A 23,040-nucleotide genomic window follows, 5' to 3' on the forward strand; every position below is an offset into this window, starting at 1 on the left:
TCAGAACTGGTTGAGCAGCTGCCCGTACACACCGAACACACCAAAGGCGAGCGGGAAAAGTCCCACCATCCCAATGGATTCGACCAGGTCGCCCATGCGCCGCAGCCGCACCTGCACATGCTCGGGCACCTGCACCGCCAAAACGACCAATGGCAGCATCGCAGCCACACACAGCACAGCCAGCGGCCCGACGCCCCCCGCTTGCTCCATCCACCACGTCACCAGGCGCACCACCAGGCACGACGCGGCAGCGAAGAGCGCAACAACCTCAGCGACCAGTGGGAACGCTCGCGCCCTCGACACCAGCACCACGACAACGAGGGCTGCCAGCACCACGGTCCATACGGTCGGCTTCTCGGCCAGCGTGAGCAGCCAGCCCGCGGAGGATGCCGAAATCGCAGTGACGATCGTCGAGAGGGCAAGGCCGCGGTGCGTCGCCGCAAGCGCGGTACGCACCTGGTGACGGCTGACAGAGACGCCGCCCGAGCGACGGTCATCGAGCGCGGTGAGCCCCGACGCCATCAGAGCGAGCCGAGGCAGCAGACCGAGCATCACCAAAGAGAAGACAGCCATAACGGCACCGAGCCGGGCAGCATCACCCTGAACCGCGGCTACTGCCTCCCACACAATGGCGAGCGTGGCAGTGGTCACCGCACCAACGAGCCCACCCTTGCCCAGCGGAGAGAAATAACCAAGGAACACAAGCGTCACGACCAGTGCCCCCGCGACGGCAGCGAGCCGGGCGGTGCCCGGCCAGCCGAACGCATCGGCAGCCGTCCACGCGGTGAGAACACCAAGCCCGCCAGCGGCGAGTAGGAGCGCGGTCGCCAGTCCCCGGTTTCCCCGCCCGATTTTGGCGACGAGCGCACCGGCCGCCAGGAGCACAGGCGATACAGCTGACAGCGCACCGACCAGGGCGCCGAGCGGGAACTCACGGCGTGCGAGCAACGCGGCGATCACGGCGAAGGCGACGGTCGCCACACCCGCACTGGCCCGGCGCGCAGCGGGACGCCATCGCCAAGCCCGCAAGTCGAGGTCGTCAGTCACCTGGTCGGTGACGTCGTGCACAACGGGAGCGGGCGGCGCAGAGTGCGTCGTGACGAGCCGGAGCACGGCGCCGTCGGCTATCCCGGCCGACGCCAGCGTGCTGTCGTGCGGCAGGACGGAGCCGTCGGACGTAATCAACTGACGTGCTACCGGCCGCGATGCGGGCCGATCCCCCAGCAACGGCAGGACATCCGGGATCAGCTGCCCTATCGGCGTATCGGAGAGCAGGACGACATCGGCCCGGCGCCGCTCGCCGACCAACGTCACTCGGCTCAGTTGCCCCCGGGAACTCGCTGCTCTACTCACCACTTACCGGAACCTATCATCGCGAGGTTGACCAACTCTTTGGCCAAACTGGACATGCTTCCACCCTGCCCCCGGGTCAGGGAACCCTTCTCCCGCCACGGGGGGGCACTTCGCGCACTCCCCGGGAATTCCGCCAACTCTGTCCGAATCCGATCCGTGGACTTCTAGGATTTCGCCGACCTCGTCGGCTGCCCGTACTGCTGCACCTGACGCTGCTGCTTCTCCTGCTCAGCCTTCTGAGCAGCCAGCGTGTGCTGAAGGAAGGACCACCCTACGCACCCCGCGCACAGGACAGCCGTGATCGCGATCCCCGCGAAGACCTTCCCCAACCGCTCGTCCGCGGTGCGGCGCCCCCGCTGCACACCGAACAACAGGGCATCCCGCATCCTGCGTCGGCGTACCGCCACCGACTCCAACAACTGGCTGTCGTAATCCCGCGCCATTTCGCCGCCCGTCGCCTCAGTGGTCCGTCGCCGCAGTCACGGTCGATGAACCTCAGTCCATCGGCGGTCCCGCACCGGGCGTCAATCCTAGGTGCTCCCGGCTGACCGCGACTTCCGCTTCGGTCGTCGTGGGGATCTTCCGGCTCGCGCGGCGCTCCAGCCTCGTGGCCAGCAACAGAGGTTCTGGTCGTTCTCGCCGCACACCATGGGGTCATGCACTCCGGGGCCTCCGGCGACCAGCGGCCAAGGGCGGCGGCTGTCGACGAGGCGCGGGGTCCGCGTTCGGCGCATTGGGCGCAGGACAGCTCACCGTTGTCGACCCCCGGCATCTCGGGATCCGTATGAGGGTCCTCGACGAACGTCTGCCGTGCAACGTCCTCACGACAGTGGACGACTGGACTGGGCTGCGCTCGGTCTGGCCGAGATGGTCGTCGCTCGTCTTCGGTGACTGCGGCTGTTCAGGGAGGTGGCGGATATCGGACGCGCCAAGGAGACGCTGTAGCGCGCAGCCCGCTCAATGCCCACCGTTGGGAACGCAGCGGGCACTGTGTGGGCTGGCGCCCGAGTTCAGATGCCGGGAGCTGCCTTGCGGAGGGCGGTGATGCAGGTAGTGATTGCTGCCTGGAGTTCCTCCAGTCGCTGCACCATGTCGTCCTCGTAGATGTCGTCGGCATCGTCGAAGGTCAGCTCCTCGAACACCTTCGTCGCCTTCTGCAGACTGCTGTAGAACTTCGTACGCCGCTCCTGGAGGCGCAGTTCCGGGTCAGCCTCGACGGTCTCGGCGACAAGGTCCTTCATGGTGTCGTACGCCTCGGTGGCCCACTGCCCGGCCTCTTCGTCGTCGTCAAGCTCATCGAGGAGGGACAGGTGCCGCTCGGCCTCCGCCCGCAGTTCGGCGGTCGCATCGACCGTCTGACCAGCCGACGTCTTGACCTGACCGTTCTCCACGATCTGGCGTACATAGCCGATCCGGTCCGCTGTCCGGCTCTGACTGGCCACCGCCTTCTTCAGCTCATCCGTCCGGACGATGTCGCGTGCCAGCTCGGCCTGCAGGTCCGGATCTTCCTTCAGCCGGTCCAGGAGCGCGCTCCGGGCGGCCTGGGCGGTGGACGGATCGGCGAGGATGGCCGCGCGCAACGCGGTGGGGTTCTCCGCGACCTCCAGGGCCTTGGTCGGCCGGATGCCTTCAGCCTCGGCCGCCGCCGTGATCGCTGTGCCGCGTACGGACGTGGCGCTGTTGCGGGAGCTGTAATACGAGAGCCAGGTATCCGCGTCCGGCAGCTCGATGTCCTCGCCGGGAGCCAGCGCCTCAAACTGCGGGACAACGCCGTCGTCGGCAGCCATGTCCCATGCCTTGTAGAACCGCATGACGCGGTCGGGGGAACATCCGGCCAGCTCGGCAAACTCCTTTGCGGAGACCTTCGGCGTCTCCCCCGCCGCCTGCCCGCCGGGCCGTACGCTGCGTGCCACCTTCAGGGCGAAGGCCCAGCCGCCGGTGCGCGCGTACGCCCCGAATTCGCGGGCATCCCGCACGACCAAGTCGTCTGCGGCACCCGCCAGAACCTGATTGCCGGACGACGCCCTCTCGTCCCAGAAATCCTCTTCTCCCGACATCTCGGTGACGGGCGGGACGGCCGGTTCGGACGCAGCGGTCGCTACGGTCACAGGGAACTCCCAGATCAATGCGGGTTGCAAGAGACGGAGCAAGCAGCCTATATGAACCTGTTCATGCTGGTTTGCGAGCTTCCAAAGGGTGATCAGCGTGCAGCCGACAGTTCCCAACCCTGCCGAAGCGATCACCAAGCAGCGGCCCGCACCGCACGATGACGTCTGGAGTCTTCCTACTCCAGGTGCGCCTGTGATGCGATATCAACGACGGCCGTCCCGTCGAGCATAGTGATCGCACACGAAGGCACTCCCTCGTTCAGCAAGCTGGCCGTCAGCGCATCATCGCCGGCCAGTGTGCGCAGCAGGTCTACAGTGACGCCACCATGGGTGACCACCGCAATCGACCCCCGCTCCTCGGCTAGGTCGGTCAAAAACGAGAGGAATCGAGCGCCAGCTTGACGGGATGAGTCTCCGGATCGCGGTACGAAGTCCCGGTTCTCAACCGTCGCGGCCCAATCGGCGAGGAACTCCTCAAATAGTTGGCCGTCGTCCCAATTCATCCGTTCTCGCAGGCGGGCATCCACCTGCACCGGCAGACCAGTTGCGGCAGCGATGAACTGCGCTGTCTCGCGCGTTCGCAGCAGCGGACTGCTGAACACCGCCTGCAGCCCAAGATGGCGAACCCACTCCGCCGTCTGGGCAGCCCGCTCCTGACCCAACGCTGTCAGCCCCGGATCGCCTAGTTGGCGCTCTTTCTCCGCATGTTGCACCAGGTAGAAGATAGTCACAGTTGAGGGTGTCGCACTGCTTGCGATCAGTGCCACCGAAATTGGCACAGCACTATTCTGGCTCCAAGACGTTGACGTTGAGTAACGACGAGCGAGAGCCCATCCCCCGTCCCCACACTTGCCGGGCCGTCCTACACACCACTCGCGGATGACCGCGATCCGGGCGCTGCCCGGGCGGGCGATTCAGAACCCGTCATTTTCCAGGAACACCCCACCGTCCTGGATCGGCTCCTCGGCCCGACCCAGAGGACCCCCCATCGGCTGCATCACCACCAAGCCCGCCCACACCCCCGATCACGAGGGGGCACTGGCTAGACCACAACCCAAACATAGAGACTTCCCTCTGCCTCGCGACTCCTCCGCCACGTCCACCTGAGCTCAATGGTGGGCGTTGGAGTGGAGCCTCGCATTCCGGCCTCGCTCGCAGATCTGCCGCGACTCAGCCTTCCAGAATGAGGCTCTCCGGGAAGTAGCAGTCGCCCGTCTCGTCCGCGCGGCGTTTCTTGCGCAGCAGCAGCTCGTCGAGTCGGACGCGGTCGGCCAAGACGCGCAGAAGAGATCCGTGCCGTCCATCGTCAGGAATGCGGTCCCTTCGCGGAATGCCGTCCGCGCTCCGGAGGTGAACCCGTTGACGCGTACCCAGGGTAAGAAACAGCTCAGGCTTCATTTTCCGGGTGAGCGTGCAGAGCTTCGTATGTGGGGCTCAAATGCCGCGTTCGAGACGTGGCTTCGGCCTCTGATCGTGGGGCACGCGGACATCTTCCTGGATGTGCAGGCATGTCTTAGCAAGGGCGGTGAATGCGGCTCCAGTCTCCGCCGTCATCACGGGGAAGAAGCGCCGGGCCTGCTCCGACTGACCCGTAGTCGTCCAGATGCATCCGGAGGAACCGCGCAGTGCACGGGTAATGAGGCGACGGCCAATTCAATGGCGTTGCTGCCTTCGGCGATATCACCAGAGCTTCGCTCCGCGCAGGAGGCCGCAACAAGGCTGGTGGCAGAGCTCGGGAAACCCTGACTCAGCTGGCCGGAAGTTTGGCGATGGCCGCTTCGATATGCCGGTCGACCAGGGCGGGCGCGCCCACGAGCATCACCAGTACGTTGCTGCGGCGGACGGCGGCCGTCTTCAGCACCTGCGACCCTCCTGGACCGGTGAGCGTGGTCGTGAAGGCGTAGGCATCTGGCCCAGGGCCGGGTGCGTCGTCCTTGCGCACGGTCACAGTGAGAGGGGTGCTGCCAGAGGTCATGGTGTAGGTGGGGCAGGACGTCTGAGCATGCACGAGCCTGCGCAGCCCTGCGGACAGTTTGGACGGTGCATCGCTGTGCAGTTCCTCGCCCAGCGTCGAATCCGCGCCGAACGTGAAGCCGGCGGAGGTCTTCGCCGCAAACTGCACTTCGTCGCTGTGTTTGCCCAGCTCCTTCAAAGCGGGGCAGCCGCTCACACCCATGTCGTCGTACCGGTGAGGGTCGGCGACCTTCTCATCGTCGGGGGTCGCGGTCTGCGTGTATCCCGGTCCCAAGTCGTCAGCGGTCAGAAGATAGTGACGCAACTGCTGGCCCTGGACGGGCTTGAGATCTGCAGGGGAAGCCGAGGAGGAGGGAGATCCGGGAGCTGTCGCGCTGGACCCTGTCGGCTTGGCCTCGTGCCTTCCAGCGGCGGGCGTGCTGCCGCAGCCGGCCGCCAGGGCCAGGATCCCGAAGGCAGCCGCTGCCGCCACCCCGCTGATTCGACGCTGCATGTCCGGCATCGGCCAACCCCCGTTATTGACAATGGACATGACCCTATCGGCAGCCGGTCATCCGAGGTCCGGAGTCTCGCAAGGTGGCGTGATCATTTCTCTCTAGCCTGCCGAGGCCGACGTCTACAACGCGGACAGCAGGACGGTGACGCGGACGCGGAGCGGTGATCTCGGCACGGGCCTCGCGCCAGGCGCCGGCACCGGTTGAACCACGGTGGCGAGAGGAGTTCGCGTAGTTCCGCGGTTTCGCCGCCCCGGTACGACTAGCCACTCCCCCGAGTGACCACCATCCCTGTTCCCGGGCGACGACCGACGCTACGGCGCTATCAACAGATCATGATCAAGACGACTGTCCGCGCCTTCGCGGCCGCGGCCCTCGCCCTGCTGCCCCTCACCACCGCCACCACCGCCGCTCATGCGGCCGAGACGCTCAGCCTGCACGACGCTATCGAAGCTCTCCCCCAGGCCGCCGAGTCCCGCGACGGCTACGAGCGCGCCAAGTTCAAGCACTGGATCGACGAGGACAAGGACGGCTGCAACACCCGCAACGAAGTCCTCCTCGCCGAAGCAGTCACCACGCCCACCATCGGAGCCGGCTGCAAAATCACCGGCGGAACCTGGCGCAGCTACTACGACGACACAACCGTCCAGGGGCCGTCCGGCCTCGACATCGACCACATGGTGCCGCTCGCGGAAGCCTGGGACTCCGGTGCCTCCCAGTGGACCGCAACCCGCCGTCAGGCTTACGCCAACGACCTCGGCGCCGAACGCTCCCTGGTCGCCGTCACCGCCAAGACCAACCGCTCCAAAGCCGACCAGGACCCCGCCCAATGGATGCCGCCGGCCGCCGACGCCCAGTGCACCTACCTCTCCGACTGGGTAAGCACCAAGCTCCGCTGGTCGCTGACCGTCGACCGCACCGAACGCGACACCCTGCGCCAGCTCGCCGCCGGCTGCGAGAGCACCGACGTGGTGTTTGAGCGGGTGTAGCACGCAGAGTTGTGCACAGCGCCTTCCCACTGCAAGGCCGGGACATGTCGGTGCGCCGCAGGGCAGGAACCTGCGGCGCACCGTGGGCGGCTGGTGAAGCGGCAGGCTGGCTCCGCCTACGGACGGCTCGTCTTTCGCCGTCCGCTCACGCATGGAGGGCTTCGCCGCAATGGGATCTGAACCCACGACCTGTTCGTCCCAAACGAGGTTCAATCAAGATCGGTATCGGCATGGATGACGTTTGCAAAGGGGGTCCGCGCCACGTCGTCGCCGTACGACCGCTGTACGGATGCAGCGATCACCTGCTCACCGCAGGGCTGCTGGGCTCCGAGGTGACCTGGGTCGACCCGGCGGGCATCGCGGACGCGCTGCGCCCCGACACCGGCCTGGTGATGGTCGAAAGCCCCGCCAACCCGACCCTCGCCGAACTCGATCTGAGAGCCCTCGCGCACGCCTGCGGTTCCGTCCCGCTGCTCGCCGACAACACCTTCGCCACCCCCGTGCTGCAACGCCCCGTCGAGCAGGGAGCCCGTCTCGTCCTGCACAGTGCCACCAAGTACCTGGGCGGCCACGGAGACGTCATGGGTGGCGTGGTGGCCTGCGACGAGGAGTTCGCCGGGCGGCTGCGCCAGGTGCGGTTCGCCACGGGCGGAGTGCTGCATCCGCTCGCGGGCTATCTGCTGCTCCGTGGTCTGTCGACGCTGCCCGTACGGGTCCGAGCCGCGTCCTCGAACGCGGCGGAGCTGGCCGGCCGGCTCGCCGCCGACCCACGCGTCACCCGCGTCCACTACCCGCGCATCGGAGGCGCCATGGTCGCCTTCGAGGTAGCCGGCGACCCCCACGACGTCATCGCGGGCGTCCGACTGATCACCCCGGCCGTGAGCCTGGGTAGCGTCGACACCCTCATCCAGCACCCCGCGTCCATCAGCCACCGCATCGTGGACGCCGACGACCGTCGCGGTGCCGGGGTCAGCGACCGGCTGCTGCGGCTCTCGGTGGGGTTGGAGGACGTGGCGGACCTGTGGGCCGACCTCGACCGGGCGTTGGGGACGGCGCCGGGGCCGGGCAGGGTCCTCCGGGAAGCGGCGGTCGCGAACAGGTAGAACCGCAGACGACGACCGGCCCCGGTCGAGACGACCGGGGCCGGTCGTCGTCCTGTGCGGTCGGGACCTAGTAGGGCTTGGTCAGGTTGGTGTTGCTGCGGGTATGTCGCGGTGGCAGGTGGGGCAGGCGCCGGTCCAGGTTGCGAGTAGGAGCTGCAGTTCACGGACTACTTGGTAGAGGCTCAGGCCGGCGCCGTGTCTTTTGGGGCTCTGGCCAGCCGTTGCAGGGTGCAGAAGGCGTGGGCGACGGAGACGAGGGTGACGTGGTGGTGCCAGCCGGTGAAGGTGCGGCCTTCGAAGTGGGCCAGGCCGAGGGCTTGTTTCATTTCGCGGTAGTCGTGTTCGATGCGCCAGCGGAGTTTGGCCAGTCGGACCAGCGTGGTGAGCGGGGTGTCGGCGGGCAGGTCGGAGAGCCAGAACTGGACTGGCTCGTTCTCGGTGGCGGGCCACTCGGCCAGGAGCCAGCACTCGGGCAGCGTGGGGCCGTCGGTGGCGCGGGCGATCTCGCGTCCGGCGGGCCGGATCCGCAGGGCGGTGAACCGCGAGTACATCCGCTTCAAGCCGCTCTTGCTCTTGCCGGGGCGGGAGCCCTCCCGCCATTGCACGGGCCTGGCGGCCTTCCGGCCCGCCTCGATGACCAGTTGTTTCACCGATTGCGGCTTGCCCGGGTACTTCGCCACCGGCGGCCGTCCGGTCCCGGCGTAAGGCTCGGTCACCGGGACGGCCTCGCCGGGCTGGGCCGACAGCGTGGTGGAGATTCCGACGACGTAGTTGAGGCCGCGGGACTGCAGGCCGAGCCGGAAGGCCGCCGCGTCGCCGTATCCCGCGTCCGCGATGGCCAGGGGCACCTCGATCCCCCAGGAGCGGGTTTCATCGATCATGTCCAGAGCGAGCTGCCACTTCTCCACATGCCCGACGTCCTCGGGAATCTGGCAAGCGGTGCGGCGGGCGACCTTGTCCGGGTCGGCCTTCGCGGACCCGGGCGCCCAGGTCTCGGGCAGGAACAGCCGCCAGTCGACCGCCGCCGAGGCGTGGTCGGAGGCCAGGTGCAGCGAGACACCCACCTGGCAGTTGGTGACCTTGCCCGCGGTGCCGGTGTACTGCCGCGACACACACGCCGAGGCGTTCCCGTCCTTCAAAAACCCGGTGTCATCGAAGATCAGCGCCCTCGGCCGGATCGCCGCTTCCATCTTCCACGCCAGCCGGGCCCGCACATGCGCCGGATCCCACGGGCTGGTCGTCACGAAATGGGCCAGGGCCTGCCGGTTCCCGTCCTCACCCAGTCGGGCAGCCATCGGCTCGACCGACTTGCGCTGCCCGTCGGTCAGCAGTCCCCGCAGGTAGACCTGCCCCCACCGACGCTGATCGTTACGCGCGAACGGCTCGAAGACCTCAGCCGCGAAGCCCTCCAACTCACCACGTACCTCCGCTATTTCATCCGGTGTCATGCCACCACAACTCCACACCACACCCAGAGGACACGCACCACGACCATCAACCTGACCAGGCCCTACTAGGGACTGTCTTCAAATGTCACGCCCACATCGCGATGCGAGGGTGACAGCTGCCGGATACGGCTGTGCCCCCGGAGGGCCGACGATTCAAGCGACGCCGACCATGACGGGCCCTAGATGCGACCACATGCTCGGGGGCGCACTATGGGCAGTGGGAAGATCCTCGACTACCTCGGGATCACGGATGGCACAGTACCCAGGGCTCCACTGTACGAACCGACCTTCTGCACAAGGGGCGGGAGCCGGGCGCTGCACGATGTGGACCGTTAGCTCCCCTGAAGCCCGCACGGCAACAAAGTTCCTGCTACAGCTGCGCGAAGGTTAGCCGACTTGGCTCGCTCCTCAATCATGGGGCACCGCGATCCAAACAGGTTAACTGGTCCTTTCACAAAGGCGTAGTGGTGTGTACCTCGCGACTGCGGACGGTTTCGGAGAGGATATTTCCATGTTGGGAAGCTCGAGGTGGGGCACCTCCATAGTTCTGAGCGTATTTTGCGTCTTGGCGGGAGGAATCACACCGCTTGCGGGTGCGGCTAGCACTCATGGAACTTCCGAGGATGTCGATTGGCGCAATCGTGCGTACAGCCTCACATGCGATGACGTCGTCGACAAACCCGTTGATGTGGCAGTCCGCAACGGTAAAGGGACGGTGAGAGGGAGCGGTGCCCCCGGTTCACATTGGGAGGTGCAGGTTCAACAGACAGCGCAGGGGCAAATCTCCGGGCTCGGCAACGTGACTGCCGTTCTGTTCTACTGCAGTCCCCAGCCCGCAAACTTCTTTAATCAAGAGTTGCGCATTTACCGCACGGAAGGTGGAAGTGAAATTGGGCGAACCCCTAGTTTCGAACCGCCTGATGATGTCTATGGCCCTCCCGAGTATAAGCCCGCGTCCCTAGCTATCACTAAGGGCCGCATCGCCGCTGACATGACGTTTTACGAACCGGGAGATCCCCACGGGCACCCATCGTTGCCTCGTCATGTCACCTGGGCGTGGGACGGCAAAGGATTCGTCACGCACGGCGCTGACACGTCACGAGAGGGTGCACGGGTTGACATGAATCGCGAACGTATCACCGTCAATGGGATGGGTCCGCTGGAGTTGGGCATGAGCCGTAACGAAGCTACGAAGGCGATCGGTGCGCCGATCCCAGGGAAGGCGAGCAAGAGAGTCTGTACCGACTTCAGCGTGGAAGGAGGACCAGAGGGTCTCCTTCTCCGCTTCGCATCTGACCGCCTCGTCGCGATCTACGTCACGCCGCCGGCCACGAAAATATCTACGCTTTCCGGCATCCACATTGGCAGTACTCGACGGGACGTACTCAATACGTACCCCGGAGAGATCACTTCCACCAGTCCGGACTACGGCGGAGAAGAGCTCATTTTCGCTCCGGAAGCACCCGAGTTCGCGGGCAAAGTGATCAGGTTCGGGATGAGCGAAGGTGCCGTAGAAACCTTCGTTGCTGGTGAGCGTGACTGGGCAACATTTGCGCCCTCCTGCGGGGCCCCCGAATAGAAACGGCCAGCACAATGAGGGTCGGCGCGTGTATACGAGGGCTACACGTAGAACCGACGCCGACACGGTTACGAGAGTTGCAGGGAGGGAGAACAATGGCTGGCTTCCTCAGCTCTGCGGCCAGGCGGATCGCAGCCGTTCTATTCACCCAATCTGTCGCCGTGGCCATGGCGGCGGCCCCGTCATCAGTAGCCGTCACCAATGCTTATGCGCCACCATCCTCACCGTCCAAAGTTTGCGGAGCAGCCCAGGTGGCAGGAAAGCAGTTCTCCAACGGGGTAACCCCGGTTTTGTTCGTCCACGGATTCAACTCCGGGCCAGCAATGTGGACGGGAAAAGAGGCGCGGGTTGAAAAATCCAACAAAACGCTCGTTGATATGGTCGCGCGTACGGGATCCGTCACTTCGTTTACCTTCGATTATCAGCGGTTCAATAATCGCTGGGTCACAGATAGAGACATAGGTCGCAGGCTGGCCGACACGATTTCTTGCCTTAGCAGTAAAGCTGATCGCAGAGTGATTGTGGTGGCCCACTCCATGGGTGGCCTTGCTACGCAATGGGCCGCAAGCGATAGTGGCGGTCGCGTGGGACGTAAAATCGCCGCAGTTGTCACACTCGGAACACCATACAAAGGCTCATGGTTGGCAGAATGTACACTCAACCGGTCCTTTGACCAGGGCCACTTTCGCGAATGCGGCGAAGCTAGGAAGGTCTTTGAGAAGTGCGACGATATACAGCGAAGGGGTGAAAAGCAGCCAGCGACCTGCATAGGCGTCCCTTCCAAGATCGCACGCAAAAGCAAAGCAGTGGAGGGGCTAGCCAACAAAAACTCAGAGATAACAAGGCTTGCGCCTTGGCCATCGAAAGGCGGCCCCGATGTTTACCCGCTCGCCGGAAAAGCTGAGTTCAAAACAGAGGAGAGAAGGGGCGAGGCAGGGCTCTTTGGTCTACTTGCCGTTGGCGGGATCGAAATAGGGGACAAAGTCGTAAGTCTAGAGTCTGCCACCAATGGTCGGAGCGTAGCCACTGTGGTGTGCGGGACAAAGGATCCGCAGAAGGATACATGTTTCCATACGATGCTTCACCGAAATGACACTTTGGCGAGAACGGTGGTAGGCAGGATTAAGATCGTCATTCAAAGGGAGGAGAGGAAGTCGACTCCCAGACGGGTTGACTTGAGTCACCAGCCCATCACAGTCGACGACATGGGGCCTTTGAAGTTCGGAATGAGTCGAGCTCAGGCGGAGAAGGTAATTGGGGCACGGATTTCAGGAACACCCGATCAACCAGAACCATTCGGGCGGCCTTGTAGGGACCTGGCCGTGAAGGACGGGCCGAAGGGCGTGTTCCTGCGATTCTCGCGAGACCAACTGGTCGCAATCCGAGTCTCGTCAGCCGCATCGACGTCGATTTCGACAGCCTCTGGGATCCACCGGGGTAGTCCGCGCTCAGCTTTGCTCCAGACCTACGTAGGGGAGATCACCACCACCTCCGTTGACAATGCCAACGAGGAACTCCTCTTCAAGCCCAGCGCACCGAAATTCGGTGGAAGAGTCATCCAGTTCTCCGTAAAAAATGGCAAGGTTGACGCCTTTGCAGCTGGCGAGCCCCTCTTCGCCGACAACCTCGATTGCAGGTCGGACTGAGCTGGGCAAAGCGGCATCCTGACGTCGGCCGCGTCCATACCGGGTCGCGACGTCTGCGTTGCCACTGCACGGCCACCGAACGGTGAATGCCCATCATTCCGCAGGGCCCGCCAGCCGATCCCGCGCTCGCCGCTTTGCCACGCCGCCGACGTCCTCACCCCGCTCTGCGACGCGACCGGCGAAGAACCCGAACACCGCCTGGCAGCCCGCTGCTACGCCCGCCCCGGAGACCGACGGGCTCTGAACGGCGCTGAGCTCTGACCATAACGGGCAGCCAGGTGGCTGAGGGCACGTGTACCAGCTCAACGCCGAACAGTTCGAAGATCCGCCACGCCTTTCGTGTGGATGCCAGATCCATCATGCAACCGGCCCGTACTAGTACTCCAGTCGCAGTTCGCTATTGCCGCTGGTCAAGGGCTTGCTTTCAAGTACAGTGACCTGACTAGCCGTCATGTGGCGGGAGTTCGTGACGCCGGGTGCGCCGGTTGTAGTGGCAGCGTTTGGCTGGTGGCGACGCCGGAAACGGGACCACCTCAGGGCTTGATGTGTGTGCTGGTGGTGGCCTGTTCCAGTGGTTCCCGGCGACTCCGACGAGATCGCACGGCGGATCGCCGCCGTACTCGAGGAAGCCTGGCTGCGCCTCACACGCAAGCAGCGTGCAGTGATCGCCACGTTTGCCGACCACCCGCGGACGCCCTACACCTTGGCCACACTGGAAGAGTTCAAGCAGGCCATCCTCGACTTCCGCCAACGCGTCGATCTATGAGGAGGGAGGGCGTACGGCCGCCGAGGCGCTGGGGACGACCTTCACCTGGACCACGTTCCACCGCGCCGCACTTCAGTCGCTCGCGGCCGACTCGTACGCCGACTTCCTGCGCCGCTCAGAGGAAGTCGAGCGGATGGCCAGGCCGCGCGCAGCGAAGTGCCGCTGCTGGCCGCGGGCAACCTGACGGCGAAGCAGGCCGCGAAGAACCTTGTGGGCCGGCTTGCCGCCGAGCACAAGCTGACCCACGTCATCTACCGCAACGGAGCCCGCGTCCCAGTGCGTGAGTGGGCCATGGCCGCCACGCTCGCGAAGTCAGCCGTCGCGTACAACGCGGGCACCCTCAACCGATCTCGCCAGGCCGGCGTCAGCTTCGTTGAGGTCTTCGACGGCTCCGACTGCGGGTGGACTTCTCACCAGGACCCGGATAAGGCGACCGGCACGCTCCGCGGCGTTGAGGAGGCAGCCGAGTGGCCCATATCGCATCCGCGCTGTCGACGGGCCTTCGGCCCCAGGCCGGATGTCCAGCTACCGAGGCAGCGGGGCGATGGGGACAAGAGGCCAGAACATGCGTACGCTCCACGTGCGACCTGACGATTGTCGGACCCGTACGTCAGGGTGAAGCGAGACGCGGAGTGGTCCTCCCCAAATCCCCTGGGGAGGACCACTCCGTGCCACTATCAGTGCTTCAGATCAGTCGCCAACCGCACCCCGTGCTGACTACAGGTCGACATCACTTGAACGCACGAGGTCTACGAACGACGACCACACAGCAGTCGACACGACGAGCGCCGGCCTGCTCTTGTCCTTAGAGTCGCGGATGCCGACCTGACTGCTCAGGTCGACAATCTCGATGCAGTTGCCCGTGTCGCCGCTGCTGTACGACGACTTGTACCAGGCGCTCTCGGGCGCCAGTTCAGAGGCCGTGGCTTGGTGCATGTGAGTGTTAATGGCTCTTCAACTCTCGCTCTAGTCGTTGGATGAACTCGGCGGTGTCCTCTGGCGGGAGCGCCGAGGACATCATCGTGTCGAATCGGCGCTTGAACCTATCCACCTCGCGCGGCTTGTCGGAGGTCGAGACGGCGCCCCAGGCGGTGTCGATCTGCACCATCGGTGGCAGACCATCGCCAAGGTCGAGGATGGCGAAGTCGTGGGATGCGCGGTAGCCCCGGCCGGCGAGGGGGAGCACTTGGATCGCTACGTGATCGAGTGCAGACAGCTTCGTGATCTCTTCGTACTGCTCACGCATCACCTCTATGTCCCCAACGACGTGGCGCAGCGCCGCCTCACCCAGGATCACCCACAGCTTGACCGGATCGGGTTCCCGCCGTAGGACCCTCTCCTTGCGCTCCATGCGAAGAGCGACGTTCTGACGGCAGAACTCTGTGGTGGTCTCCTCCACCGGCTTCCCGATGTCGAATATGGCCTGAGCATAACCCTCGGTCTGCAACAAGCCATGGACTGCCGTCGGTTGGTATACGCGGATCTCCCGCGCCTCCGACTCGACTCCCACGAAGGTCGGCATACCGGCCTGCATGACTCTGCGGTAGCGGGTCACCCAGTCCTGGTTCGACGAGTCGCGGTTCAGCTCGACGAGAGTCTCGATCACGTCCTCGTCCGTGACTCCGTACTTGTCCAGCAACTTGCGTAGGTCGCCGACGTTCCGGAAGTTCAGGGCGCCTGTCTCGATGCGTTGCAGCGCGGCCTCGGAGAGCTTCGAGCCGGTGACGGCGGCTTTGCGCGTCATCGGCTTGCCGTTCTTCATGACGATGCTTTCCCGCATCTGTCGTAGCTGGAGCCCGAGTTCCAGACGTCGTCCGGTTGCCCCACGCTTCGCTGCCACTTGTGCGCCCTCCCCATACCGCTGTGCGGATCACCTGCTGGTGTGCGCAGAGTGTGGCACCCCGTGTGCGAGCTCCGCAGCCCCTTGTGCGGATCTCGGCATATACCAATGTGTCTTCATTTGAATATTCACCGCAGATTCGGTTGCCGATGAACCCGCATAAGCGCCACCGTAGTTGTGCCGGTGAGGGGCGATCTCCTGGGGGAGGCGAGACCGAGCCGGCGGCCGGAGCGCGCCGTGCAGTGCGGTTCGCATGGGTGGCGGAGGAGAAGACCTGCCCCCGTCCGATGGGCGCGGCTGCGCTCCGGCCCAACTCCCACGCTTGACCACCACCACCGCGGAGGCAACCCATGCTTGAGGGACGCCGCGATACCCCGCCCCGCATCATCCGGCCCGAGGCTGCGCACGCACCCTTGCCGGTCCGTACGCCTCAGCACGCGATGCAGCAGCTCGACGCGCGACACGAGCTGGAGGAGCGCACGCCGGACCTCTTCCATGTCCCGGACGCTCCCCAGACATGGCGCCGTCTGCACCGTGTACTCACCAGAGAGGAGCCCGTCTCGTGACCCCCATCGGCTTAACCATCGTCGCCGCGATCGGTCTTCTCGTCCTCCTCGGCTCGAAGTGGGGAAGGCGATCATGAGCGGCGCACACCGAAGGAAACGGCGGCTGCCGCGTCTTCGCTGGGCGATCCGACACCCCTACCAGACGCTGGTCCGTAACCACGGCAAGGCGATTGACTACACCGGCTTCGGCCTCCTGCAGGCCGCCGTGGTCGGGTCCTTCACCATCGGCGTCATCGGCTGGCTCGCCTACCAATACGTCGTACACCTCAGCCCTTAAAGCTGGTCATCTCCGCACGGCCGGAACGCTGTCCCCGCGCCGAGATGACTCTCAAATGGCTTCCTCCGCTCCCCGCTGCGACCACCGTGCTCGCCGACACGCGCACGGGCAGGTCCCGGGATGGTCAGGGCGGAGGGAGCGGCCCGCTCCCTGGTGGGTACGCCGTCCCCGTCGGCGCTGGGAGCTGGGCCTCGGCCGCCGCTCTTTTACATGCGCAGAGAGCGGCGGCCGGCCAACTCACCCACTACCGCCAGCCCAGCGATGAAAGGCCCACTTGCCGTGCATGCCAGCTCAGAACGCTCCGCACCACCGGCATTCCGCAAGCCGGACACGCACCCACGTTGTCAGCACCACTCCCCGTGCCCCACCGCGGAGGCCACTGACCGGGAAGCAGCACATCCCGTGGCCTGCCATCCCGAGCAGGGCTGGTCTCTTCTCTGCAATGTCGTACTGGTGTTCGAGGATACCGGTGAGCTGCTGCCGGACGGTCAGATCATCGCGCCGCCCGAGCGGCCGGCAGCCCTGCATCGAAGGCTAATGCCGCATGACGCTTCGGCGGCCTTCCCGTTTTTCCCATCCCATTCGCCTCAAACGGAGATCAGCCTTGCCGCACCAGGCGCCCCGTAGGGCAGAGCAGGGTCATACCCTCGCTGCCTCCGAACCGGCCCGCTCGCCCCGCTCAATTCATTTGTCGGTGTACGCGTTGAGCCTGCTTGCCGCAGCACCCGCCTTGACGATCAGTGGTACGACCGCCTACGGCGCATACGTAAGCCCCATCAGCCCATATGCATCGACGCTGTTGGTCTACTACGCCCGGTCCGTGAGTATCACGGTGGCCGCCGGATGGTTGATCTGGCTGGTTTTCACGACGAGCCAACGACAGGACGGCGCGCGAAAGCTATCCCCAGCGGTGCGCTGGGCAGGACATGCTGTGGCTATCGCGGCCGTCCTGCTCAACCGGGCGGATCCGACCAGCAACTGGTGGGGCCTGCGCAACCTCGCGGCAGCGGCCCTGTTCGCAGCATTGACTCTCGCGCTCATGAGGTGGTGCGGGGGCAGCCGGGAACAACTGGGAATCGGCCCGCCGGGCGTATCCACGGCGCGTGGCAGGGCCCAAGCCGTCTCGGTCGGTGCGACTGTCGGGCTCGCTGCGCTCATCACGATCGTGATTGTGAACGCGTTGCCCACCCTCCTTCCCGACGCAGGCAGCGCATATGGCGGATCCCAGGCAGGGTTCCTCGGCTGGAAAAACTTCTGGCTTCAGGCCGCGAACGTTGTCGTCACCGGGGTGGTCGAGGACGTAGTCATGGTCGGGGCGATTGTGAGCCTTTTGGCCATGGCACGGCGACCGGCGTGGGAGATGTATGCCCTCAGCCTCACGATCGAGGTCGGCATGCATCTGTACTTCGGCGTTCCAGCCATCGGCATCTCTCTTGTTGCCGCCGTGAGTCTCGCGCTGTACCGACACACCGGCAGGCTCACTCCCATCGTGATCGCACACATTGCTTACGACCTGTGCAACGACCTCCCCGTACCCGACTGGGCGCTTGGCTTGCTCCTCGCTGCTACCGCCTCCATCGCGGCGCTCGTCACCGGCGTCACTACGCCCCGGGCACGTGCGGCTTCGGACCACCTGCCGGTCATCGCTGACATGGAGGTTCGGCCATGAGGAAAGTGCAGAGAAGGAGCCTGCTGTGCAACGGCGTCCTGCTTTCGCGGACACCGGTGAGCTGCTGCCGGACGGGCGGGCAATCGCGCCGCACCGATCCGCCGTGACCGCGGCATGAGTAGCGACGCCGACGGTGGGTGAACTCGGCGGCACTCGAACCCCGGTCCGGGGGGAAGCGGCTCCGCACACGTCAGCTCGTGGTGCATGGCGCCTCGGACCGGTGGCTGGAACTGCCTGAGCTGTGTGGCTATCTCACTACGCTCCAGGGTCTGCCCGGCCATCTGCAACACCGCAGGACCATCTCGACCAGTCAACGGAGGTATCACCATGATGCTCAGCACGCTGGAAGGGCGGCCGGAGGCCGCCGGCGCCGTCGCTCAGGACCCGTTCGATCTGGACATCACCGTCTTGGACGCCGGCAAGGCCACCACGGAACTCGCGGCCTCCGACGGTGGCTGTGGGAGCACGTGCGGCACCTCGTGTGTCAGCAACGCTGCCTGACGCAACACCTCGAACTCCCAGGACCGACACGTTCGTGTTCTGGGCGCCGTCGGCGACGGCGGTACCGGCTCGCCGAGCCGAACCTTCGGATCGGCCTCAACCCTTGGAGGAAATCCCATGGAGATGAAAGTGGAGATGAAGGACGAGTTCGACCTGGACGTCAGCGTTCTGGAGTCCGGCGTCGATGACGGAAGGCTGATCGTGCTGACGGACGACGGCTGCGGCAGCTCGTGCCCCAGCGCCTGCGCCACCAAGGTGGGCTGACCACAGGGGCGCTAGTCCATGCCGGTTCGGGCGGTGGTGCGCCGCTGCCCGAACCGGCACCTGGCCGAAGGGCTTACGAGGGAGGGGACCACATGGCTTCGAGACGTAGCCGACAGCTGTATCGGTGTGGTGAGTCGGTGCTCGTAAGGGCCGCTCGTTGGGCCGAACTGGAGCTGCCAGCCTGGCCGGACATGGCTGACGACTCGCCCGGACAGGTGCAGCGGTCGCGCGAATGGCTGGCTGAAGTCTGGGCGTTGCCCGCGGTCGTCGAAGCGATCGAGCTTGCGAGCCCGGAACTTGCGCAGCAGGTTGGAGCGGTGTGCTCCGACGCTCGCCTGGACGGACGGCACGTGCGCCGAACGCTTCTGTCCGTGATCCGATACGTGCTGCGGATGACCAGCCGAGCTACCCCTTTCGGACTGTTCGCTGGTGTGGCGCCGGCCGAACTCGGCCCCAAGACCGCGGTTCGTTGGGGCGAACGGCACCATGCGCTTGCACGGGCTGATGCTGCCTGGCTCAGTGACGTCATCGCCCAGCTGGAAGCCGTGCCGGAGGTCCTGTGTCGGCTACCGCTCATGTCAAACACAGCGGTGTTCTTACGGGGCAACCGGCTGGTCGTTCCATACCCGCCCCGGCGCCGCTCGGTGGGAGGTGCCGCAGTGGCCGAAGCGCGCCTGAGGTACACCGCACCAGTCCGGGTAGCGGTCGAAGCTGCCCGAGCGCCGATCGGCTACGACGCGCTGGTGGAGAAGGTGGCCGCCGAGTTCCCCAAGGCCGCAGGCAAGATCGCTCCCCTCATCGAGGCCCTGGTGGAACACGGAGCTCTGATTACCGGCCTCCATGCGCCGTCGACCACGTTCGACGCCTTCGCTCACCTCATGGATCAGGCAGAAGCGGCCCGTATCGGAGACGTGCCTGAGGCCAGTGAGATCGTGGGTCGACTCCGCTCTGTTCGCCGTCGAATGAACGAGCACAACCAGGCAGGCGCCGGTACCGCCGGACGGTGGCTGCGCGCCGAGCTGCGCGGCTTGATGACGGACGTGAGCACCGTTGTCTCTCAGCCCGTGGCGGTGGACCTGCGTGTGGACTGCTCGCTCAGCCTTCCGCGGGAGGTTCGCCGTGAAGCCGAGTCGGCAGCGACGGCGTTGGCGCAGCTGACGGCCTGGCCGTTCGGCACCGCGGCGTGGAAGGACTACCACAACAGGTTCTTCGAGCGGTACGGGATCGGCTCTCTCGTCCCGCTACGGGACGTCGTTGACCCCGACATCGGTCTTGGGTTCCCCGCTGGATACCTCGATGGGGAGCCCGAGCCGGAAGGGCCGGTGAACGCCCGCGACCAACAGCTTCTTGCCCTCGCCCAGAGCGCCGCGCTCGACGGTCGCGACGAGGTCCTGCTCGATGAGCAAACGATCACCGAGCTACAGCTTGGAGACCGGAAGAGGATGCAGATCCCTCCTCACTTCGAGCTGCGGTTCCAACTTCACGCCGATTCGGCCCGCGCACTCGACAGCGGCGACTTCACGCTCTCTGTCGTCAGTGCTTCCCGCGGCGTCGGCACTCTGTCCGGTCGCTTCATCGGTCTGCTGGACGAATCTGATCAAGCCCGAGCAGCCCGCGAAATCGCACAGCTGCCGACGAGCGACCCCGGCACGCGGCTGGCCCAGCTCTCCTTTGCACCACTCGACCCGAGCGACGCCCACGTAACCCGCGCTCCTGCATTGGCCCCCGAGATCATCAGCGTGGCGGAACACCGACCAGCCGGACCGAACGTGATTGCGCTGAGCGATCTCGCGGTGGGCTGTGACCGACGTCGTCTCTACCTGGCTTCGGTGTCCCGAAGGAGCCGAGTGGATGCCTATGCTCTGCACGCTCTCGACCTTCGAACGCACACCCCGCCCTTGGCCCGGTTCCTCAGCGAGATCGGCAGAGCGCAGGCCGGCGTCGTGACCGGCTTCACGTGGGGCATCGCTGATCGGCTCCCGTTCCTTCCGCGCCTGCGCTACGGCCGGACAGTCCTCTCGCCGGCCAGGTGGCGACTGACGCGCTCCGAACTGCCGGGCCGCGCGGCTCCGTGGAGGGAGTGGCGTGAGGATCTGCGAAGGTGGGCAGAGCAACGCCGCCTCCCGGACTCGGTCTACCTGACCGAGGGCGATCGTTTTCTGCACCTGGATCTCGGGCACAGCTCGCACCTTGAACTCCTGCGCTCGCACCTGGACGCATCCGAGCACGCGGTGCTCACGGAAGCCCCTGAGGGCACCAGCGCCTGGTTCGCTGGGCACGCCCACGAGATCAGCATTCCGATGACGGCAGCCGTGCCCCCGAAGTGGCCCGCTGCTCCAGCCGTCTCCGCTTCCCGCCTCATTGGACGTGGCCACGGGCGCCTGCCTGGCGGATCCGACTGGCTGATGGCCAAGCTGTACGGGCACAACGAGCGGCAGCCAGAGATCCTGGGCCACTACCTCCAGCATCTCCTCGCCCAATGGGACCAGCCGCCAGCGTGGTGGTACATGCGGTATCGCGACCCGCGACCGCACATTCGCCTGAGGGTTGCTCTTCCTGACCCCGCAGCCTTCGGTCAGGCCGCCGCGCGGATCAGCAGGTGGGCGGATGGCCTTCGTGAGGACGGCTTGCTCAGCGACCTGCAATTCGCCACCTCCTACCCCGAGACCGGGCGGTGGGGACGCGGGGCAGCCATGCAGGCCGCCGAGGCCGTCTTCACCGCCGACTCACGCTGCCTGGCCGCACAGTTCGCCCTACCAAGCGGCCCCCAGCCGCAGGCCCTCGCCGCCAGCAACCTCATAGCCATCGCGGCGGCCTTCTCCGGCAGCCCGCGCGAGGGCATGGACTGGATGATCAGGTACCGCAAGATCGACGCTTCAAAACCGCTGGATCGACGCGTGCTCGCAGAAGCCGTACGGCTGGCTGACCCCTCGGACAACTGGGCCGGACTCCGTGCAGCCCCCGGCGGAGAGACGATCTACGCGCAATGGGCAGCCCGCGACCGTGCCCTTGGCCAGTATCGGGAGCTATTGCGCCAGGCCGAGGACGTGGACCCCGACACTGTCATTGATTCGCTGCTCCACGGCCACCACATCCGAGCCGCCGGCATCGACAAAGATGACGAGCGCACCTGCCTAAGGCTGGCTCGGGCCGCTGCGCTCGCCTGGAAGGCGAGGCATTCATGACCGAGACGTCAGACCTCAGGGTGCAGGCAGCAGCCGATGCCATCGCCGACCGCTTGGCCTCACCGGCCGATGCGCGCGGGCTTGAACTCGCACAGGGCTGGTTTCCGCAGTCCCTGGCGTACGGCGCCGCAGGCGTCGCTCTCTTACACATCGAACGGGCCCGCTCCGGGATCGCGTCGTGGAAGCGCGCTCACGACTGGCTCGCCTGCGCCGCTGAAGCCCCAGCCGTCGGCGGCGCGGACGGGCACCTCTACTACGGCGCCCCCGCGCTCGCCTTCGCTCTGAACGCCGCGGCAGACCGGCCCGAACGGTACGCCCGCGCCCTGGACACCCTCGACCGGCACATCGAGAACATGACGCGCCGCCGACTGGAGCGTGCACATCTCCGAATGGACCGTGGTGAGCTGCCCGCGCTGAAGGAGTTCGACACCATCCGCGGCCTGAGCGGCCTCGGTGCACTTCTGCTCCGGCGCGAGAGCCAAGTCGACCTGACCCGGGCCGTCCTCTCCTACCTGGTCCGGCTCACCGAACCGATCGAAAGCTCCGGAGAACTCCTCCCCGGCTGGTGGAGCGACCTGGCGCCCTCCGGCAAGCCGTCACCGGAATTCCCGCAAGGCCACGCCAACACCGGCCTTGCGCACGGCATCGGTGGCCCTCTGGCTCTTCTTTCGATCGCCGCACGGCGCGGCGTCACCGTCGACGGGCAGGCCGAGGCAATCAGCCGGATCTGCGCATGGCTGGACCGATGGCGGCAGGACGGACCGGCCGGACCCTGGTGGCCCTACTGGATCACTCGCGAGCAGCTTCGGTCCGGCCATGCCGGCAACGGCCCCTCACGCCCGAGCTGGTGCTACGGAACAGCGGGCCTCGCCCGCGCTTTGCAACTCGCTGGAATCGCGACGGGCGACACAGAGCGGCAACAGATGGCCGAGAGCGCCATGGCACATGCGATGACAGATCCGGAACAGCTGCGAGCGACCGGAGATCACTCCATCTGCCACGGATTTGCCGGACTGGCACACATCACGCGGAGCATGGCGGCGGACGCGATCCAGCCCAGCCTCGTCGAGCGCCTGCCTCCCCTGCTCGCTCCCATCACGCACGTCGAGCCGGATGCCCTGGCCACATCGCTTCTTCGGCCGCCGTACGGGCCCGGCGACATCGGACTGCTCGAAGGCGCAGCCGGCGTAGCTCTCGCTCTGCACGCGACGCAGACAGGCACGCCCCCCATATCCGGCTGGGCCACATGCTTCCTGATCAACTGACGCGCACGAAAAG

20 protein-coding genes and 3 pseudogenes are annotated in these 23,040 nt (G+C 65.8%); 14 read left to right on the plus strand and 9 right to left on the minus strand.

Annotated elements, in window-relative coordinates:
* The 6 genes from eccD to ACZ55A_RS16145 form a co-directional block, all read right to left on the minus strand.
* Entirely contained in the window at positions 1–1,356 is a 1,356-nt protein-coding gene (gene eccD / locus ACZ55A_RS16120; protein WP_468839909.1) for a type VII secretion integral membrane protein EccD, read from the minus strand.
* 161 nt (positions 1,357–1,517) lie between these two features.
* Positions 1,518–1,796, minus strand: a complete 279-nt coding sequence (locus ACZ55A_RS16125) for a hypothetical protein (protein ID WP_468839912.1) — start codon at positions 1,794–1,796, stop codon at positions 1,518–1,520.
* Between the two features lie 567 nt (positions 1,797–2,363).
* Positions 2,364–3,461, minus strand: a complete 1,098-nt coding sequence (locus ACZ55A_RS16130; protein WP_468839914.1) for a hypothetical protein — start codon at positions 3,459–3,461, stop codon at positions 2,364–2,366.
* A gap of 176 nt (positions 3,462–3,637) precedes the next feature.
* The gene (locus ACZ55A_RS16135) at positions 3,638–4,192 is read right to left on the minus strand and encodes a histidine phosphatase family protein (protein ID WP_468839917.1); all 555 of its coding nucleotides are present in this window, start codon (positions 4,190–4,192) and stop codon (positions 3,638–3,640) included.
* 439 nt (positions 4,193–4,631) lie between these two features.
* Entirely contained in the window at positions 4,632–4,859 is a 228-nt protein-coding gene (locus ACZ55A_RS16140) for a hypothetical protein (RefSeq protein ID WP_468839920.1), read from the minus strand.
* A gap of 349 nt (positions 4,860–5,208) precedes the next feature.
* The gene (locus ACZ55A_RS16145; protein WP_468839923.1) at positions 5,209–5,967 is read right to left on the minus strand and encodes a hypothetical protein; all 759 of its coding nucleotides are present in this window, start codon (positions 5,965–5,967) and stop codon (positions 5,209–5,211) included.
* Positions 5,968–6,264: 297 nt separating this feature from the next.
* On the opposite strand from ACZ55A_RS16145, the gene ACZ55A_RS16150 reads away from it, so the two are divergent.
* On the plus strand, positions 6,265–6,918 hold the full coding sequence (locus ACZ55A_RS16150; RefSeq protein ID WP_468839924.1) for an HNH endonuclease family protein: 654 nt from the start codon (positions 6,265–6,267) through the stop codon (positions 6,916–6,918).
* Positions 6,919–7,169: 251 nt separating this feature from the next.
* A pseudogene (locus tag ACZ55A_RS16155) lies at positions 7,170–8,021 on the plus strand (trans-sulfuration enzyme family protein); the annotation flags it as partial.
* Between the two features lie 182 nt (positions 8,022–8,203).
* On the opposite strand, the gene ACZ55A_RS16160 reads toward ACZ55A_RS16155, so the two are convergent.
* Positions 8,204–9,469 carry an IS701 family transposase gene (locus ACZ55A_RS16160; RefSeq protein WP_468839927.1) on the minus strand — a complete coding sequence of 422 codons (1,266 nt, stop codon included), beginning with the start codon at positions 9,467–9,469 and terminating at the stop codon, positions 8,204–8,206.
* Positions 9,470–10,220: 751 nt separating this feature from the next.
* Here ACZ55A_RS16160 and ACZ55A_RS16165 point away from each other — a divergent pair.
* The 3 genes from ACZ55A_RS16165 to ACZ55A_RS16175 all read left to right on the plus strand — a co-directional run bounded on the left by ACZ55A_RS16165 (position 10,221) and on the right by ACZ55A_RS16175 (position 13,460).
* On the plus strand, positions 10,221–11,048 hold the full coding sequence (locus ACZ55A_RS16165; RefSeq protein ID WP_468839930.1) for a hypothetical protein: 828 nt from the start codon (positions 10,221–10,223) through the stop codon (positions 11,046–11,048).
* Between the two features lie 251 nt (positions 11,049–11,299).
* Positions 11,300–12,694 carry an esterase/lipase family protein gene (locus tag ACZ55A_RS16170; protein WP_468839933.1) on the plus strand — a complete coding sequence of 465 codons (1,395 nt, stop codon included), beginning with the start codon at positions 11,300–11,302 and terminating at the stop codon, positions 12,692–12,694.
* Between the two features lie 571 nt (positions 12,695–13,265).
* The gene (locus ACZ55A_RS16175; RefSeq protein ID WP_468839936.1) at positions 13,266–13,460 is read left to right on the plus strand and encodes a hypothetical protein; all 195 of its coding nucleotides are present in this window, start codon (positions 13,266–13,268) and stop codon (positions 13,458–13,460) included.
* Between the two features lie 717 nt (positions 13,461–14,177).
* On the opposite strand, the gene ACZ55A_RS16180 is transcribed toward ACZ55A_RS16175, so the two are convergent.
* Entirely contained in the window at positions 14,178–14,396 is a 219-nt protein-coding gene (locus tag ACZ55A_RS16180; protein ID WP_362830446.1) for a DUF397 domain-containing protein, read from the minus strand.
* Positions 14,397–14,403: 7 nt separating this feature from the next.
* The gene (locus ACZ55A_RS16185) at positions 14,404–15,300 is read right to left on the minus strand and encodes a helix-turn-helix domain-containing protein (protein ID WP_362830444.1); all 897 of its coding nucleotides are present in this window, start codon (positions 15,298–15,300) and stop codon (positions 14,404–14,406) included.
* 350 nt (positions 15,301–15,650) lie between these two features.
* On the opposite strand from ACZ55A_RS16185, the gene ACZ55A_RS16190 reads away from it, so the two are divergent.
* The 9 genes and pseudogenes from ACZ55A_RS16190 (at position 15,651) to ACZ55A_RS16230 (ending at position 23,027) form a co-directional block, all read left to right on the plus strand.
* On the plus strand, positions 15,651–15,866 hold the full coding sequence (locus ACZ55A_RS16190; protein ID WP_397881782.1) for a hypothetical protein: 216 nt from the start codon (positions 15,651–15,653) through the stop codon (positions 15,864–15,866).
* Between the two features lie 73 nt (positions 15,867–15,939).
* Positions 15,940–16,143: a hypothetical protein gene (locus tag ACZ55A_RS16195; RefSeq protein WP_362830441.1), complete on the plus strand. Its 204-nt coding sequence runs from the start codon at positions 15,940–15,942 to the stop codon at positions 16,141–16,143.
* Positions 16,144–16,485: 342 nt separating this feature from the next.
* Positions 16,486–16,665: pseudogene (locus tag ACZ55A_RS16200) on the plus strand (DUF5999 family protein); the annotation flags it as partial.
* Positions 16,666–16,963: 298 nt separating this feature from the next.
* Positions 16,964–17,812, plus strand: coding sequence for a CPBP family glutamic-type intramembrane protease (locus ACZ55A_RS16205; protein ID WP_468839942.1), 849 nt, complete (start codon positions 16,964–16,966; stop codon positions 17,810–17,812).
* Positions 17,813–17,829: 17 nt separating this feature from the next.
* Positions 17,830–17,930 (plus strand): annotated as a pseudogene (locus tag ACZ55A_RS16210) (DUF5999 family protein); the annotation flags it as partial.
* A 209-nt stretch (positions 17,931–18,139) separates the two neighbouring features.
* Complete coding sequence (locus ACZ55A_RS16215) at positions 18,140–18,313, plus strand: FxLD family lanthipeptide (protein ID WP_468839945.1); 174 nt, start codon at positions 18,140–18,142, stop codon at positions 18,311–18,313.
* 117 nt (positions 18,314–18,430) lie between these two features.
* Positions 18,431–18,577, plus strand: coding sequence for an FxLD family lanthipeptide (locus ACZ55A_RS16220; RefSeq protein WP_362830437.1), 147 nt, complete (start codon positions 18,431–18,433; stop codon positions 18,575–18,577).
* A gap of 191 nt (positions 18,578–18,768) precedes the next feature.
* Positions 18,769–21,762: a lantibiotic dehydratase gene (locus ACZ55A_RS16225; RefSeq protein ID WP_468839947.1), complete on the plus strand. Its 2,994-nt coding sequence runs from the start codon at positions 18,769–18,771 to the stop codon at positions 21,760–21,762.
* Entirely contained in the window at positions 21,759–23,027 is a 1,269-nt protein-coding gene (locus ACZ55A_RS16230; RefSeq protein ID WP_468839950.1) for a lanthionine synthetase C family protein, read from the plus strand. The genes ACZ55A_RS16225 and ACZ55A_RS16230 overlap by 4 nt, the downstream gene beginning before the upstream one ends.
* Positions 23,028–23,040 lie beyond the last annotated feature (13 nt).

It is taken from the genome of Streptomyces sp. NPDC034111 (assembly GCF_055575375.1).

Excerpts from the sequence above, each read along its gene's own strand:
- ACZ55A_RS16125 (WP_468839912.1), bottom strand. The coding sequence starts at position 1,796 with ATGGCGCGGGATTACGACAGCCAGTTGTTGGAGTCGGTGGCGGTACGC.
- ACZ55A_RS16140 (WP_468839920.1), bottom strand. The coding sequence starts at position 4,859 with ATGAAGCCTGAGCTGTTTCTTACCCTGGGTACGCGTCAACGGGTTCAC.
- ACZ55A_RS16145 (WP_468839923.1), bottom strand. The coding sequence starts at position 5,967 with ATGTCCATTGTCAATAACGGGGGTTGGCCGATGCCGGACATGCAGCGT.
- ACZ55A_RS16150 (WP_468839924.1), top strand. The coding sequence starts at position 6,265 with ATGATCAAGACGACTGTCCGCGCCTTCGCGGCCGCGGCCCTCGCCCTG.
- ACZ55A_RS16160 (WP_468839927.1), bottom strand. The coding sequence starts at position 9,469 with ATGACACCGGATGAAATAGCGGAGGTACGTGGTGAGTTGGAGGGCTTC.
- ACZ55A_RS16180 (WP_362830446.1), bottom strand. The coding sequence starts at position 14,396 with ATGCACCAAGCCACGGCCTCTGAACTGGCGCCCGAGAGCGCCTGGTAC.
- ACZ55A_RS16190 (WP_397881782.1), top strand. The coding sequence starts at position 15,651 with ATGCTTGAGGGACGCCGCGATACCCCGCCCCGCATCATCCGGCCCGAG.
- ACZ55A_RS16195 (WP_362830441.1), top strand. The coding sequence starts at position 15,940 with ATGAGCGGCGCACACCGAAGGAAACGGCGGCTGCCGCGTCTTCGCTGG.
- ACZ55A_RS16215 (WP_468839945.1), top strand. The coding sequence starts at position 18,140 with ATGATGCTCAGCACGCTGGAAGGGCGGCCGGAGGCCGCCGGCGCCGTC.
- ACZ55A_RS16220 (WP_362830437.1), top strand. The coding sequence starts at position 18,431 with ATGGAGATGAAAGTGGAGATGAAGGACGAGTTCGACCTGGACGTCAGC.
- ACZ55A_RS16225 (WP_468839947.1), top strand. The coding sequence starts at position 18,769 with ATGGCTGACGACTCGCCCGGACAGGTGCAGCGGTCGCGCGAATGGCTG.
- ACZ55A_RS16230 (WP_468839950.1), top strand. The coding sequence starts at position 21,759 with ATGACCGAGACGTCAGACCTCAGGGTGCAGGCAGCAGCCGATGCCATC.